The organism is Candidatus Eisenbacteria bacterium (genome assembly GCA_020847735.1).
Taxonomy (GTDB): Bacteria; Eisenbacteria; RBG-16-71-46; order RBG-16-71-46; family RBG-16-71-46; genus CAIXRL01.
Genome location: JADLBL010000021.1, coordinates 76490 through 92368, shown reverse-complemented (window position 1 = coordinate 92368; position 15879 = coordinate 76490). Strand labels below are relative to the sequence as shown.

The 15879-nt window shown below is 73.6% G+C and carries 12 protein-coding genes; 4 read left to right on the top strand and 8 right to left on the bottom strand.

Going from position 1 to position 15879, the window contains the following annotated elements:
• The first annotated feature begins 32 nt into the window (after positions 1-32).
• Complete coding sequence (locus IT347_11270) at positions 33-833, top strand: SAM-dependent chlorinase/fluorinase (protein MCC6350157.1); 801 nt, start codon at positions 33-35, stop codon at positions 831-833.
• 87 nt (positions 834-920) lie between these two features.
• Positions 921-2993: a S9 family peptidase gene (locus IT347_11265; protein ID MCC6350156.1), complete on the top strand. Its 2073-nt coding sequence runs from the start codon at positions 921-923 to the stop codon at positions 2991-2993.
• Between the two features lie 45 nt (positions 2994-3038).
• Here IT347_11265 and IT347_11260 read toward each other — a convergent pair whose 3' ends face one another.
• The 4 genes from IT347_11260 to IT347_11245 are packed head-to-tail and all read right to left on the bottom strand — an operon-like array spanning position 3039 to position 8024.
• Positions 3039-4583, bottom strand: a complete 1545-nt coding sequence (locus tag IT347_11260; protein ID MCC6350155.1) for a glycosyltransferase family 39 protein — start codon at positions 4581-4583, stop codon at positions 3039-3041.
• Positions 4580-6199: a S41 family peptidase gene (locus tag IT347_11255; GenBank protein ID MCC6350154.1), complete on the bottom strand. Its 1620-nt coding sequence runs from the start codon at positions 6197-6199 to the stop codon at positions 4580-4582. The genes IT347_11260 and IT347_11255 overlap by 4 nt, the downstream gene beginning before the upstream one ends.
• A 20-nt stretch (positions 6200-6219) precedes the next feature.
• Positions 6220-7404: an aminotransferase class I/II-fold pyridoxal phosphate-dependent enzyme gene (locus IT347_11250; GenBank protein MCC6350153.1), complete on the bottom strand. Its 1185-nt coding sequence runs from the start codon at positions 7402-7404 to the stop codon at positions 6220-6222.
• Positions 7401-8024, bottom strand: a complete 624-nt coding sequence (locus IT347_11245; protein MCC6350152.1) for a hypothetical protein — start codon at positions 8022-8024, stop codon at positions 7401-7403. The genes IT347_11250 and IT347_11245 overlap by 4 nt, the downstream gene beginning before the upstream one ends.
• Before the next feature lie 208 nt (positions 8025-8232).
• Here IT347_11245 and IT347_11240 point away from each other — a divergent pair, with 208 nt between their 5' ends.
• Both IT347_11240 and IT347_11235 read left to right on the top strand, forming a co-directional pair.
• Positions 8233-9663 carry a glycoside hydrolase family 3 protein gene (locus IT347_11240; protein ID MCC6350151.1) on the top strand — a complete coding sequence of 477 codons (1431 nt, stop codon included), beginning with the start codon at positions 8233-8235 and terminating at the stop codon, positions 9661-9663.
• A gap of 206 nt (positions 9664-9869) precedes the next feature.
• A complete protein-coding gene (locus tag IT347_11235; protein MCC6350150.1) occupies positions 9870-10241 on the top strand; it encodes an N-acetyltransferase in 372 nt (123 codons plus the stop codon).
• 62 nt (positions 10242-10303) lie between these two features.
• On the opposite strand, the gene IT347_11230 is transcribed toward IT347_11235, so the two are convergent.
• Genes IT347_11230 through IT347_11215 form a run of 4 tightly spaced genes read right to left on the bottom strand, consistent with a single transcriptional unit; the run spans position 10304 to position 15795 of the window.
• Entirely contained in the window at positions 10304-11530 is a 1227-nt protein-coding gene (locus IT347_11230; GenBank protein MCC6350149.1) for a hypothetical protein, read from the bottom strand.
• A gap of 2 nt (positions 11531-11532) precedes the next feature.
• Positions 11533-13242, bottom strand: coding sequence for a hydantoinase B/oxoprolinase family protein (locus IT347_11225; GenBank protein ID MCC6350148.1), 1710 nt, complete (start codon positions 13240-13242; stop codon positions 11533-11535).
• Positions 13239-15284 carry a hydantoinase/oxoprolinase family protein gene (locus IT347_11220; GenBank protein MCC6350147.1) on the bottom strand — a complete coding sequence of 682 codons (2046 nt, stop codon included), beginning with the start codon at positions 15282-15284 and terminating at the stop codon, positions 13239-13241. The genes IT347_11225 and IT347_11220 overlap by 4 nt, the downstream gene beginning before the upstream one ends.
• On the bottom strand, positions 15268-15795 hold the full coding sequence (locus tag IT347_11215) for a VTT domain-containing protein (protein ID MCC6350146.1): 528 nt from the start codon (positions 15793-15795) through the stop codon (positions 15268-15270). Before IT347_11215 ends, IT347_11220 begins: the two co-directional genes overlap by 17 nt.
• Positions 15796-15879: the final 84 nt, after the last annotated feature.

Below are 15879 nucleotides of genomic sequence, written 5' to 3'. Positions count from 1 at the left end.
GGCGGCGCCAACCCCCGACACGGAGCAATGCCATGTCTCGTCCGCTGGTCACCTTCACCTCGGACTTCGGCCACGAGGACTGGTTCGTCGGCGTGGTGCACGGCGTGCTCGGCGCGCTCGCGCCCGAGGCGATCGTCGTGGACCTGAATCACGCCATCTCCCCCGGCGACATCGTGCGCGGCGCGTTCATCCTCGAGGCCGCCTCCGGCGACTTTCCGGCCGGCACCGTGCACCTCGCGGTCGTGGACCCGGGCGTCGGCACCTCGCGGCGGGCGCTCGCGGTGTCCGCGCGCGGGCAGCACTTCGTGGGCCCCGACAACGGCCTGCTCGAGTGGGCGCTCGCGGCCCCCGGCGCGGAGGCGCACACGCTGCTCGAGGAGCGCTGGTTCCGCCGGCCGGTGAGCCGCACGTTCCACGGTCGCGACGTCTTCGCGCCCGTCGCGGCGCACCTCGCGCTCGGTGCCCCGCTCGCCGGGTTCGGGCCGCGCGTCACCGATCCCGTGCGGCTGCGACAGCCGCATCCGCGGCGCGACGGCGACGCGATCGAGGGCCGCATCGTGTTCATTGACCGGTTCGGCAACGCGCTCACCGACCTGACCGACCAGGCGCTGCGCGAGTCCTTCGGCGGCCCGCCCGACCAGCGGCTCGTGGTGACGCTGCCCGGAAGGGTGATCCGCGGGCTCGCGCGCTCGTACGGCGACGCGCCGGTCGGAACGCTGCTCGCGATCGTCGGCTCGAGCGGCCGCCTGGAGATCGCGCAGGTGGGCGGCGACGCCGCCGACCGGCTGGGCATGGGGCTCGACGATCCGGTTCGCGTCCATCTTTCGACTTGAGCCGGCGCGGCCGCGCCGCCATGCTGCCGCGGTTCCATGCCCGCGGCACCCCCGGCCGCTCCCGAGACCGACGCGATCACGCCCGACATGACCCGACCGCAAACCGCCGCCACGCCCGCGGCCCCTCCCGTCGCCGAGCGCATCCCGCACCCGACCGAACTGCACGGCGAGGCGCGGGACGACGAGTATTCGTGGATGCGCGAGAAGTCCGACCCCCGCGTGCTGGCCCATCTCGAGGCCGAGAACGCCTGGACGGAGCGCCTCACCCGCGACTGGCAGCCGCTCGAGCAGCAGCTGTACGCCGAGATGCTGGGCCGCATCCAGCAGACCGACCTGACCGTCCCCTACCGGCGTGGCGGCTGGCTCTGGTACGCGCGCACGGTCGAGGGCCTGCAGTACCCGATCCACTGCCGCCGGCCGTACGGGGGCGACGGCGAACAGATCGTGCTCGACCTGAACGGGCTCGCCAGCGGACACGCGTTCCTGGCGCTCGGCGACTACGAAGCGAGCCCCGACGCGAACCGGCTCGCGTACACGACCGACGCGACCGGCTACCGGCAGTACGTGCTGCACGTGAAGGACCTGGTCACGGGCGCCACGAACCCGGGCCTCGCCGAGCGCGTGACCAGCGTGGCCTGGAGCGCCGACGGCTCGACGCTCTTCTACACGCAGGAGGATCCGGTCTCCAAGCGCAGCGACCGGCTCTTCCGTCACCGCCCGGGCGGCGCGCACGAGCTCGTCCACGTCGAGGCGGACGAACGCTTCGAGGTGCACGTCGCGCTCACGCGCAGCGGACGCTGGCTCGTCCAGAACCGCTCGAGCCACACCACCAGCGAGGTCGCGGTACTGCACGCGGACCGGCCCGACGGCGAGTGGCGCGTCGTGGCGCCGCGGCGGCAGGACGTCGAATACGACCTCGACCACCGCGGCGAGGAGTTCTGGATCCGCACCAACGACGCGGGCCGCAACTTTCGCGTCGTGACGGCCCCCGAGGTGATGCCGGACCCCGACCACTGGCGCGAGGTCGTACCCCACCGCGCCTCGGTCATGGTGGCCGGGCTCCACTGCTTTCGCGATCACGTCGTGCTCGCCGAGCGCGAGAACGCGCTGCCGCATCTCGCGGCGCTCGACCCCGCGAGCGGCGCACTCCGGCGCGCGGCGTTCCCCGAGGCCGCCTACTCGGTCGGCCCCGCGGCGAACGAGGACTTCGAGACGGCGAGCTTCCGCTACTCCTACCAGTCGTTCGTGACCCCGCCGTCCGTCTTCGACCTCGACCTGGTCACGCTCGGGGCGACCCTGCTCAAGCGGGTCGCGGTGCCGGGCGGCTGGGACCCGCGGCACTACGAGTGCGAACGCATCGAGGTCGCGGCCCGCGACGGCGTGCGCGTGCCCGTCACGCTCCTGCACCGCCGTGGGCTGCCGCGTGACGGCTCGGCGCCGTGCCTGCTGTACGCCTACGGCTCCTACGGCATGCCGAGCAACGTCACGTTCAACTCGAATCGGTTCTCGCTCGTGGATCGGGGCATGGTGTACGCGCTCGCCCACGTCCGCGGCGGCGGCGACCTCGGCAAGCCGTGGCACGACGCCGGGCGCATGGCGAACAAGATGAACACGTTCACGGACTTCGTGGACTGCGCGCAGGCGCTGGTGGACGGCGGCTGGACCCGGCCGGACCGGCTGGTGATCCAGGGCGGCAGCGCCGGAGGGCTGCTCGTCGGCGCCGTCGCGAACCTGCGGCCCGAACTGTTCCGGGGCGTGCTGGCGCAGGTGCCGTTCGTGGACGTCGTCAACACGATGCTCGACGAATCGCTGCCGCTCACCGTCGGCGAGTTCGAGGAGTGGGGCAACCCCCGCGACCCGGAGCAGTACGGCTGGATCCGCCGCTACTCGCCCTACGACAACCTCGAGCGCAAGGCCTACCCGGCCATGCTGGTCAAGACCAGCCTGAACGACTCGCAGGTCGGCTACTGGGAGGCCGCCAAGTACGTCGCGAGGCTGCGCGCGCTGAAGACCGACTCCCACCCGGTGCTCCTCAGGTGCAACATGGGCGCCGGACACGGCGGCTCGAGCGGGCGCTACGACGCGCTGCGCGACGTGGCCTTCGACTACGCCTGGATCCTGCACACGGTCGGGCTCGCCGGGGTCTCGCCGTCCGCGTAGGGCCGCGGCGGACGGCGGCCGCGAACGGCCGCGGCGGGGGCGCCGTCAGCGCTTCACGTGCAGGAGCGCGAGGTCGCGCCGGCCCCACACGTAGTCGAGCTTTCCCTGCTCGCCGAGCCGCTGCAGCCCGAGCATGAATCCGTAGGGAAAGTTGGCAGAGTTGAAGACGGTCGCGCGCGCCACAGTCGGCACCAGCAGCCAGTCGATGCGGTGGCGGCGGAGCTGCGCGAGAATCGTGGCCGGGTCCTTCTCGTCGAACATCTCGACCGGCGGGTCCACCTGCCCCCACGGGATCGGCCAGGTCGCGCGTCGCCCGGTGTAGTAGAACGTGTCGTAGGTCTGGATGCACAGGATCGTCTCGTCACGCGGCACGTTCGCGCGGATCGCCGCCCAGACCTCGTCCATGGACGCGGCGAGGTTCAGCCCCGAGCGCAGGTTGGGCAGGGTCACGACGCCCCAGGCGGTCACGGCGAGCAGCGCCGCGAGCAGCGTCCGGCGCGCCACGACCGCGCGTTCGAGCGCGCCCGCGACGGTGACGGCGGACAGCACGACCAGCACCGCGACGAGCGGGATCGCGTGGCGCGAATCGAGCATCGGCACGCGCGGCGCCAGCGCCAGGAGCAGCGCGCCGCCGAGCAGCAACGGGTGCTCGAGCGAGCGGCGGCTGACGGCGGCGATCGCGAGGCCCGCGCCGACCAGCGCAGGCACGATCCAGCCGGCCTGCTGGAGCGTGGCGGTGAAGAAGCGGCCCCAGCCGGGCGAGAATCCCTTCACGTTCAGCTCGAGCAGGCGCGGATCGAGGTCGCGCCCGAACACGGGATACAGCGGGCTGCCGAACAGCGCCGCGTTGCGGATCCAGTACGGCGCCGCAAGCGCGCACGCGACCGCCAGCGCGAGCGCGTACGCGACCACGTGCTCGCGCCGGCCGCTCCACAGCGCGAGCAGCGCCAGCGCGCCGAGCACCGGCAGGGCGATCAGGCCCGACTGCTTCGCCAGCACGCCGAGTCCGGCGAGCACGCCCAGCAGCACCGCGCGTGTCCGCGTCGGCCGCTGTCCGGTGGCCAGCAGCGCCAGCACCATGCCCACCGCGAGCGCCGCGCTCAGGCACTCGACGTACAGGCGAACGCCCTGCAGCACGAGCCCGGGATAGGCGGCGAGCGCGAGCACGGCGATGGCGGCGGTCGCGCGCGAGTACATCCGCGCCAGCGCGAACCACGTCGCGGCGAACAGGGCCGCGAGCAGCACGACGTTCAGCTCGTGGAACGCCGGCGCTCCGAAGAGCCGGACGGCCAGCGCCCCGAGCAGATGGAACAGCGGCGGGTAGAAGTACTTGAAGCCGCCGTACAGCCCTTCGACGGTCGCCGGCAGCGTGCCGTGCGCCGCGATCCACTCCGACATCCAGGCGTGGAAACACTCGTCCGAGGTGAGCCGCGCCCCGGTCGCGAACACGGCGAGGCGCGCGATCACGGTCAGCGCGAGCAGCGCCGCCGCGCCTTCGAGCAGGCGGTCCGGCCACGAGCCCGCCGGACGCGGCGACACCCCGGCGGTGCGGTCCGCCGGGGTGTCGATCCTGCGCGAACGACGGCTCAACGCGCCGGGGACTTCTTCTGCACCTGCGCGGCCTCGGCCATCAGCTTCTGCGCGCGGGGGAAGAGGTCGAGCGCCGCGTTCAGCTGCGAATCGTCCTCGATCGCGATCTTGTAGCGTTCGAGCGAACCGAACTGCGCGCTGGCGAGCTCGGCGCGGACCTGGCGCAGCATGAAGCCCTTCTCGGCGGTCCACGTCGAGTCGTTCATCGCCACCTTCTTCTGGTCGAGCACGCCGTGCAGGTCCTTCCACTCGGCGTCGTTCAACGTGAAGCGCGGGTCGAACGAGGCCGGCGTCAGCTTCTCGGCCGAATGCCGGGGCAGCCAGTAATGGGTGGCGAACTCGAAGCCGACGCGCTTGGTGATGAACTCGACCTCCGGGCGCGTCAGGTTGGGCGGGTCCTTGATGACGACGTCGGGGTAGATGCCGCCGCCGCCGTACACGACGCGGCCGGCGGCCGTCTTGAACTTCGGCCGCGCGTGCAGAGCCGAATCCGACGGCACGTCCTCCTTGAACGCGTCCATCTGGTACTCGGACTGGTCGCCGAACTTGCCGTAATCGCGCTGGATGCCGCGGCCGCTCGGCGTGTAGTAGCGGGCGATGGTCAGCAGCAGCTTGCCCTGCGACATGTTCATCTGGTTCTGCACGAGCCCCTTGCCGAACGTGTTGATGCCGACGACGAGGCCTCGGTCGAGGTCCTGCACCGCGCCGGACACGATCTCACTGGCCGAGGCGCTGCCGTGCTCGACGAGCACGATGAGCGGGCCCTGCGTCCACTTGCCCGGGCGGGTCGTCGAGTAGTAGTCGGCGTTGGCCGAAGGAATGCGGCCGCGCGTGTAGACCAGCCGCTTCTCGGCCGGGATGAGCTGGTCGAGCACGTCCACCGCCTGTGACAGCAGGCCGCCGGAGTTCGAGCGCAGGTCGATCAGCAGGCTCTTCATGCCCTGCGCCTCGAGTTGGTCGAGCGCCTTCTCGAGTTCGTCGCCGGTCGTCTGCGCGAATCGCACGATGCGCACGTAACCGACGCCGGGGCGGATCATGAACGCGTACGGCACGCTCTCGATCGGGATCTTGGCGCGCTCGATCGTGAAGTGCAGCGGCTCGGTCTCGTCCTCGCGCTCGATCGTGACCTGCACGGTGCTGCCGTTCGGTCCGCGCAGCGCCTTGAACACGTCGTCGTTCGTGAGGCCCTTCTTGAGCGGCTGCCCGTCGATTTCGAAGATCTTGTCGCCCGCGCGGATGCCGAGGCGGAAGGCCGGCGTGCCCTCGATGGGCGAGATCACGACGATCTTGTTGTCCATGATGTCGAACTGGACGCCGATCCCCGAGTACTCGCCGTGGAACGTCTCGTCCATCTGCTGGGCGCGCTTCTCGGGCAGGAACTGCGTGTGCGGATCGAGCGTCCGCAGCATGCCGTTGATCGCGCCCATGATGAGCTTCTCGTTGTCGGGCACGTCCACGTAGTTGTTCTGCACCATGTAGAGCACGCTGCCGAACAGGTCCAGGTTGCTCCGCAGGTCGTCGGTCGCCCGCAGGGCGCGGGCGAGGCCGAAGCCGAGCAGGAGCGAGAGCGCCATCGCGACGGCCAGCGGCCCGAGGTTCGAGCGATTCTTCGGCATGGTGATCGGAACTCCCCGGGTCAGCGGATCCGGCCCGCCGCGGCGCGGGCCTTGAGGGACTGCAGCCGTTCGACGGCCGCGGCCAGCGTCTCGCGTTTCCGGGCGAAATGGAAGCGCAGACGCTGCCGGCCGGACGCCGGATCGGAGTAGAAGCTCGAGCCCGGCACGGCGGCCACGCCCACGTCCGTCACGAGGAATCGCGCGAACGTCACGTCGTCGTCGAAACCGAAGTCCGAGATGTCGGTCATGCAGTAGTAGGCGCCGCCCGGCTCGAACACGCCGAAGCCCGCGGCGGCCAGCGCCGGCACGAGGAAGTCGCGCTTCTCGCGGTAGCCCCGGGCGAGCGAGGCGAAGTACTCGTCGGGCATTGACAGCGCCACGGCCGCCGCCTCCTGCAGCGGGGCGGGCGCGCCGACGGTCAGGAAGTCGTGCACCTTGCGCACGGCGTCGCTGAGCGCCGGCGGAGCGAGGCACCAGCCGATGCGCCAGCCGGTGACGCTCCAGGTCTTGGACAACCCCGAGATCGTCACGGTGCGCTCGCGCATGCCGTCGAGGGCCGCCAGCGAGCGGTGCTCGCCCTCGTAGACGATGTGCTCGTAGATTTCGTCGGTGACGGCGATCACGTTCCACTTGCGGCACAGGGCCGCGATCGTTTCGAGCTCGGCGAGGGAGAACACCTTGCCCGTCGGATTGTTCGGCGTGTTCACGACGATGGCCCGCGTGCGGTCGTTGAACGCGGCCGAAAGCTCCGCCGGGTCGAACGCCCAGTCGGGCTCGCGCAGGCGTACGAAGCGCGGCGTCGCGCCCGAGAGGATCGCGTCGGGCCCGTAGTTCTCGTAGTAGGGCTCGAACACGATCACCTCGTCGCCCGGATCCACGAGCGCGAGCAGGGTGGACGCCATGCATTCGGTCGCGCCGCAGCAGACCGTCACCTCGCGCTCGGGGTCGAACGACAGGCCGGAGAATCGCTGGTGCTTGGCGACCAGGGCGTCGCGCAGGCGCTTCGCCCCCCAGGTGATGGCGTACTGATTGACGTCCGCCAGCACCGCGCGGGTCGCCTCCTGCTTGAGCGGCTCGGGGGCGGGAAAGTCCGGAAAGCCCTGCGACAGGTTGACCGCGCCGTGCGCGTTGGCGAGCCGCGTCATCTCGCGAATGACGCTCTCGGTGAACCGCAGGCTGCGGCGCGAGACGCGCGGCCCGTTCATCGCGGCGTCTGGATGCCGCCCGCCACGAACTGGTAGCTCGCGACGAGCGACTCGAAGGCCGGCAGGGCGCTCTTGAAGCCGGCGGCGTCGCGCGACTGCAGCACCAGCAGCATCACCAGGTCCTGCTCGGGGACGTAGGCGACCGCTTCGAGCGGCTGCTCGCCCGCGGGCGCGAAGTAACGCACTTCGGCCACCTGCGCCTTGCCGGTGCGCAGCGGCCGGCCGGCGGTGACGCGGCCCCGGGGCGCCTGCTTCATGAACTCGGCGACGTCGTGCTCGATCATCTGCCGCAGCGTGCGGCGCGCCTCCACCTTCTGATGGAGCGGATTCACGTACATCACCGTCGGCGCGCTGTTCCACTTCTGACCCCGCGGGTAGAGCACGACGCGGATGCGCGAGCCGAGGCCGGAGGTGTCGTCCACGCTCCAGCCCGCCGGCGGCGTGATGCCGAAGGCATGGTCGTCGCCGTAGAGGATCGTGAACTCGCCGGACGGCGCGGCCGCCGAGGGGCCGCTCCTGCCCGCCGGGGCGGCGGCGGCCGCGGCCACGGGCAGCGCGGCCAGCGCGAGCGCGAGAAGGACGGCGCGGAACGATGGGTTCGGGGTCAGCGGGACCTCCATGAGGTCATGGGCCGGGGAAGGTTCGCATGGAGTGTAGACCGCCGGAGGGCGCGGCCCAACGAGCGATTTGCACGACCGCCGCCGAACCACCGACGGACGGGGGCCGCGCGGCGTGCCCGCGCGCGAGGACGGGCAGGCGCAGCGTACCGACACGGCGGGTGTCCCGTCGTTGACACGTCCGCGGGGCTCACGCACGCTGCGCGCCCCCATGGATGCCCAGCGCGCCATCGCCCGTCGCACCGTCCTCGGCCTGCCGCCCGGAGGCCTCACGCCCGCGTGGGAGCGGGATTTTTCGGCCTATCCACCCGCCGGCGTGATCGTCTTCGCGCGCGATTTCGCGGACCTCGACGGGCTCCGCGCACTGACCCGCCGCCTGCGCGCGCTGGCCGGTTCGAGGCGCATCTTCGTCGCGCTCGACGAGGAGGGCGGCTGGGTCTCGCAGCTCGCCGGCCACCTCGTCGTGCCACCCAACGCGGCGCTGCTCGCGCGCGGCGCCGCGCCCGGAGACATCGCCTGGCTCACGGAGGTCACGGGGCGACGGCTGCGCGCGCTGGGGTTCGACTGGAACTACGCTCCGGTCGCCGACGTCCACAGCGAGCCGGACAACCCCGTGATCGGGCCGCGCGCCTGGGGCACGACGCCGGCCTCGGCCGGAGGGGCGATCGCCGAGGTGCTCGCGGGGCTCCGCGCCGCCGGCGTCGCGAGCTGCCTCAAGCACTTTCCCGGGCACGGCGACACGCGCACCGACTCGCACCTGGCGCTGCCCGTGTGCGGGGCCGACCTCGCGACGCTCGAAGCGCGCGAGCTCGCGACCTTCCGCGCGCACCTCGCAGCCGCCGATTCGGTGATGACGGCGCACGTGGTCTATCCGGCGCTCGACGCCGATCAACCGGGCACCTTTTCGGCCGCGATCGCCTCGACGCTGCTGCGCGAGCGGCTCGGCTTCGCGGGCGTGTGCGTGACCGACGCGCTCGAGATGCAGGGAGCGGCGGCGGGCCGGACGCCGGCCGAGGCCGGCGCGCTCGCGCTCGCGGCCGGCTGCGACCTGCTGCTGTACGCGAACTGGAGCGAGGGCGTGCGCCGCGCGCGGCTCGAGCTGGCCGACGCGCTCGTGGAGGGACGCATCGGGCGCGCGCGGTTCGACGCCTCGCGCCCGCGGCTCGCGGCGTTCGACGCGGGCCGGCCCGCGCCCTCGGACGCCGAGCTCGCGACGCCGTTCGAGTCGCTCACCCCCGCCGGCTGGGAGGCGCGCCTCGCGGGCATCGTCGCGCGCGGGCTGCGGCTCGAGGGCGCGCTGCCCGCCGCCGCGTTCGCCGGCTCATGGAGCGTGGAGGAGCCCGGGTTCAAGCACGGCCCGACGCTCGCCTCCGAGATCGCGGCGGCGGGCGTGCCGGTCGGAGGAGCGGCTCCCGCCGCGCAGGTGATCGCGATCGCGCAGCGCGTGCCCCTCGCGGGCGAGGCGCTGTCGGCGTTGCGCGGCCGCTGCGCCGCGCGGCCGACGATCCTCGTCGGGCTGCAGAACGACGCGTTCCTCGCGCACGTGCCCGAGGCGGCCGTCCGTCTGTCGGCCTGCGACTGCACCCCCCTCACCCGCCGCGTCGTCGCGGCGCGGCTCGCGGAGCTGCGCCGCCCGGCCTGACCCCGCGCCTCCGACAGGGCACGCCGATGCAAGCGCGCGGGCGCCGGAGCTCGGCCGTGCGGCCGGCGTGAGCCGGTCGGGGAACGCCGGGACCCGCCGGGACGCGGTGGTGATAGAGTCGCGCGCGTCGAAGGCCGCTCCGGCCGCGTCCTCGAATCTCCGGATGAAGCGAAGCGCCACGAAGCTTCCCGGAGCACGAGTCGCTCATGCATGCGCAGCGGGAAGAAATCACGGTGACCCACGACGTCGCCGGACAGAGATTCCGCGCCGGCAGCGGCGCGGAGGCCGCCGTGCTCGAGTACCGGCTCGCGCCCGGCAGGATCGAGTTCCTGCACACCTACGTGCCCGAAGTCCTCCGCGGCAGGGGCATGGCGCAGCAACTCGCGCACGCGGGGCTGGAGCACGCCAGGGCCGAGGGACTGGTCATCGAGGCGGTCTGTCCGTTCGTGCAGGCGTACCTGCGCAAGCACCGCGAGTATCTGGAGCCGGCCGCGTCCGCCCTCGACCGGACCGCCATGGAGCGCTGGGAGTCCGAGGGAGGTCAGCCGCCCGGCGAGCGCCGGCGCCCGCGCGCCTGAGGCTCGCAAACGGGTGGCGGCCCGACGCGCGGGACGCGGAAGGATCCCGGGCCGCGAACGGTTCAGTACGACAGGTGCAGTTGCAGGTACGCCTGCTTTTCGCTCTTCAGCTCGGTGCCGAACGGATCGCTTTCGGCGATCGGGTCGATCACGCGCAGGGTCCAGCGCAGCTCGGCGAAGGGCACCGGCACCCACTCGCCCTCGAGCGCGTAACGGTTCCAGCTGTTGAGCGCGTCCACGGCCTCGTCGCTCGACCGGTCCAGCTCCAGCCGGTCGTAGCGCACGCGCAGGTTGTAGGCGCGATGCGGCGCCCAGTCGGCCTCGATGAAGCCCGCGAGGCTGTTCGTGCGGCTCACCGCACCCGCGGCCCACGCCTGGTCGGTCCCGGCCGCGATCTCGCCGAGCAGCGCGACCGGGCCGTGGTGCGCGAGCGCGTAGCAGCCCCAGCGGCTCGCGCGATTGCTGCGCGAGGCATCGAACGAACTGCGGGCCCATGAGTCGTAAACCGACACGCCTCCCTGGTAGCCGGCCCGGTTGTACCCCAGCTTGGCGGCCACGGTCTGGGGATGCTGATCGTCGCGCGGGGGCGTGTTGGCGCTCGTGCCGTTGGTGAACGAAGCGCGGGCGAAGTAGTTCCCGTGCGTGCCCCCCAGCTCGATGCCGCGGTCCACGCGGCGCGGGTCGTAGGGCAGGAAGCGGCCCTGCGTCTGGTAGTCGAGGAACGAATTGCGCGTCGCGACGGTGTGGTCCCCCATCCGCAGCCCGAAGGGATTGCGGAATTGCCCCGCCTTCAGGTAGCTCTCGGCCCCCAGCCCCAGCAACGCGAACGCGTCGCGCGATTCGACATTCGACCCCACGGCTTCGAGGTTGTAAACGAGCGTCAGCCGCGGGTGCGGCTGGAAGGTCACGAAGATCGAGTTCTGCATGTTCCAGAAACCGACCCGGTCGATGGGATCGCCGACCGGCTCGTCCTGGCGGCTGGCGAGCAGCATGAAGCGCTGGTTGAGCCCGAAGTAGAGCGGGAAGTCGTCGCCGACCCGGTTGCGCAGCGCGAGGTCCTTCCACTCGCCGGTGGTGTCGGGCTCGAGCGAATGGCGGTTCTTCGCGTAGGCGAAGCCGAACTCGTTCCGCGGCCCGCCGCCGTTGGGATCGAAGTGGCACGACTGGCACATCAGGCCGGTGCGCGCCGCGTAGAGCGGCACGGACTTGCCGGTGCGCGGAAGAAAGGCCAGACCGGACAGCGCGGCGGCGAGGATGAGCAGCGGTGCGAGTCGCGGCAGGCGCAGCATGGCTACCTCCGTGTCGGGCGTTCCTTGGGTCGGGCCCGCTTCCGTTCGCTTCGCGTCACGCCGCGGCGCCGCGAACGCCGGTCCGCGGCGATCCGGCCCCAGCCACCACCACCGGGGCTCGTGACGGTTATCACCGCGTGTTTCGGGGCGTCAATCGTGAACTTGGCCGGCAGCGGCTCGGCCGCGCGGCCGGGCCGCCGCAGGGTGGCCGCGCCCGGCCGGCCGGCCGTTCCGCCGGCGAGTCCCCACGGTCCGCGGTCGCGGCGTTCGGCGATCACCGTGACGCGCGCGTCCGCGAGCAATTCGATCGCGCGCTCGATCCCGTCCCCGCCGCGCCGTCGCCCCCCGCCGCCGCTGCCCGCGCGCACGCGCAGCGAGGCGACGCGCAGCGGATAGGCGTGCTCGAGCGACTCGATCGGCGTGTTGCGCGTGTTCGTCATGTGCGCCTGCAGCGCGCTCGCGCCGTCCCACGTCGGGCCCGCGCCGTGCCCGCCGGCGAGCGTCTCGTAGTACGCGAAGGGCCCGCCGGTGCGCGGGTCCGTTCCGCCGATCAGCAGGTTGTTCATCGTCCCGCTGCTCGCCGCGGGAATGCGGCCCGGCAGGGCCTTCGCGAGCGCGCCCAGCACCACGTCCACGATGCGCTGGCTCGTCTCGACGTTGCCGGCGCCGACCGCCGCCGGCAGCCGGGCGTGGACGAGCGAGCCTTCCTTCGCGCGCACCTCGACGCAGCGCAGCAGCCCGTCGTTGACCGGAAGATCCTCGCCCAGCGCGCAGCGGATCGCGTAGAGCGCCGCCGCCCTGGTCACCGCGAGCACGGCGTTGACCGGTCCGCGCGCCTGCGGCGCCGTGCCCGTGAAGTCGAGCCGGGCCGCGCGGCCGTCGAGCGACAGCGCGACCGCGATGCGCAGTGGTCCCGAGCCGAGCCCGTCGCCGTCGAGGACGTCGGCGAAGCGCCAGCGCCCGCGCGGCAGGCGCGAGAGCGCCGCGCGGGTGCGCCGGCCGGTGGACGCCAGCAGGGCGGCCGCCGCCGCGCGCAGCGCCTCCGCGCCCGCGCGCCGCGAGAGCCCGACCAGCCGGGCTTCGCCCGTCGCCTGCGCGCCGAGCTGCGCGGCGAGGTCGGCGCGACGCTCGGCGGCGGTGCGCACGTTCGCGAGCACCAGCGCCTCGACATCCCGCACGGGCCGCCCGGCACGGCGCAGGAAGACCGGCGGAATGCGCAGCCCCTCCTCGAACACTTCTCGAGCGAGCGGCAACGAGCCGGGCGCCGAGCCGCCGACGTCGGCATGGTGCGCGCGGCTGGCGACGAAGAACGACGGCCGACGGTCTCCGGCCAGGAAGACCGGCGAAACCAGCGTCAGGTCCGGCAGGTGCGTTCCGCCCGCGAACGGGTCGTTGAGCAGCACGACGTCGCCGCGCGTGAACGGCGCGAGAGCGCGCGCCGCCTCGACGGCGCGCGGCATGCTGCCGAGGTGGACGGGAATGTGCGCCGCCTGGGCGATCAACCGCGCGCGAGCATCGAACAGCGCGCACGAGTGATCGAGCCGCTCCGTGATGTTGGGGGACTGCGCCGCGCGCATGAGCGTCGCGCCCATCTCCTCGGCGCAGGCCGCGAACAGTCCCTGGTAAAGCGACAGCGCGACGCCGTCCAGGGGCGCGGGCCGGCCGGCGCCCGCTCCGCGCGCGCGGAGCGCGCTCCCGCGTCGCGGGCTCATCGCCGGCCCCGGCGCTCGAGCACCAGCACGCCGCCTTCGTGCACGCGGGCGCGCCAGGCCGGCGCCAGCCACAGCGTCGCGCCCTCGTCGGCGATCACGGCCGGCCCCGCGATGCGGGCTCCGGCCGGCAGGGAGGCGCGCGACCACAGCGCCGCGGCGCGCGTGCGCCCGCGGTCGTGGACCGGCACGGTCCGCGCGCGGCCGGCGCGGCCACGCGCGGGCCGCTCGGCGGGCAGCGGCGCGGCCAGCTCGCCGCGCACGTCGAGCGTCACGACCTCGACCTCGCGTGCGCGGTCGCAGAATCCGTAACGACGCTCGTGAGCGCGGTGAAAGCGTTCGGCCAGCGTCTCGAGCGGTTCGCCGGGCACGCTCAGCTCGTGCGCCTGGCCGCGGTAACGCGCCTCGGCGCGGCGCTCGATCCGGACGCCCCGCCGCTCGGCGGCGCCGAAGCCCGCGAGCACCCGGCGCTCGAGCGCGCGGTACGCCCGCTCCAGCGCGGTCGCGTCGTCCGCCGCGCGCAACACGCTGCGGCTGGCTTCGCGGCGCGAGCCCCCTTCCAGCGCGCCGAGCGCGCACAGCACGCCGGCGTGCCGCGGCCAGACGATCGCGCGGACTCCCAGCGCCTCGGCGAGCGCGCAGGCGTGCAGGCCGCCCGCGCCGCCGAAGGCGACCAGGGCCGCTTCGCGCGGGTCCTCGCCGCGCTCGACCGAAACGGCGCGCAGCGCCGCCTCCATGCGCGCGTTCGCGACGGCCAGCACGCCTTCGGCGGCCGCCCGCGCGTCGCGCCGCCCGAGCGCTTCGGCGAGCCTCGACATCGCGGCGTGCGCGGCCCCGCGATCGAGGGCCAGGGTGCCTCCGCCGAGCGTTTCGCCCTGCAGCAACCCGAGAACGGCCAGCGCGTCGGTGACGGTGGCGGGTCCACCCCGCCCGTAGCAGGCGGGCCCCGGGTCGGCGCCCGCGCTCCCGGGCCCGACGTGCAGCAGGCCGCCCGCGTCCACGCGCGCGATCGAACCACCGCCGGCGCCCACCGTGTGGACGTCGAGCGCCGGCAGCAGCACCGGGATCCCTCCGACCTCGCGAGCCCGGCGGCGTGGCAGGCCGTCGCCGCCCGCCTCGCGCGCGCCGAGCAGCGCGCAATCGGTCGAGGTCCCGCCGACATCCAGCGTCAGCGCCGTGCCGAAGCCGCACGCGCGCGCCGCCGCGAGCGCGGCGCGCAACCCCGCGGCAGGGCCCGAGAGAAGCTGGCGCACCGGCTCGCGCGCCGCGCGCGCGAGCGGCGCCGTGCCGCCGTGCGAGAGCACCACCTCGATGCGGCCACACCGCGCGGCGCCGAGCGCCCCCAGGTACCCGGCGATCCGCGGCGCGAGGAAGGCGTTCGCGCACACGGTCGCGAAACGCTCGTACTCGCGGATCTCGGGGGCCAGTTCGCTCGCCACGCTGACCGGAACGCCGAGGCCGCGCAGCGCGCGGGCCAGCCGCCGCTCGTGCGCGGGATCGGCGTAGCCGTGCAGCAGCCCGATCGCCACCGCCTCGGGCCGCGCCGCCTTCGCCCGCCGGGCCGCGCGTCGCGCCTCGGCGAGGCTGAGCGCGACGAGCGGCGCGCCGCCCGCGGCCAGGCGCTCGCGCACGCCCAGCCGCCGCGCGCGCGGAACCAGCGGCGCGGGCCGGCGCGGCGCCAGCGCGTAAAGATCGGGGCGGTCCTGCCGCGCGATCTCGAGCACGTCCTCGAAGCCCGCGGTGGTCAGGAAGACGACGCGCGCGCCCTTGCGCTCGAGCAGCGCGTTGGTCGCGACGGTCGAGCCGTGACGCACGCGCGTGCGCGGCCCCGCGCCGGCGCGCGCCAGGCCGGCGAGCACGGCACGCGCCGGCTCCCGCGGCGTGGACGGCAGCTTGAACGCCGTGCGGCGCCGGCCGTCCCACACGACCACGTCGGTGAACGTACCGCCGGTGTCAATGCCGATCGCCACCGCGGCGCGGACCGGGCGGGCCCGCGGGCCGACGCGCGTCGCGCCGGGCACGGACGGTTCAGCGCGGCGCGGCACGGCTCTTCCGGATCAGGTCCACGACGAAGGCGATCGCCACCACGCCGAACAGCGCGGCGATCAGCCAGGGCGGGATCGGCAGCTCGTGTCCCGCCCAGGCCAGCAGCGCGTAGTAGGGCAGCGCCCCGGTCAGCACCGCGACGAAGTAGCGTTCGAGCGGGTACCCGATCGCGGCCGCGACCAGCTTGAGCGGCGCGTCCGGCAGCGGCGTCGCGCGCGCGACCGCGATGGCGAGGAACGACGCCGACGGGTAGCGCTTCAGCGTCTCCTCCAGCTTCTGCTTCGACGGCAGGAAGCGCCCCATCCACGGCCGCTCGTGCCCCAGCATCCAGCGGAAGATCGCGAGCTGGACGACGCTGCCGGCCGCGCTCGCGGCTCCGCCGGCGAGCGCCACCTGCCAGGGTTCGAAGGCCTTCGCGTACGCCAGCAGCAGCGGCGTGGTGAACGCGGCCGTCGTCGCGCCGTCGAGGAACAGCAGCAGGCACAGCATCCACAGCGAGTCCACCGTCATGGCGCGCCACCCTGCCGCATGCCGCGGCGGCCCGCAAACGCGCGCGGCCCGGTCCTCGCGCGCAGGATCGGGCCGCCGGAACGG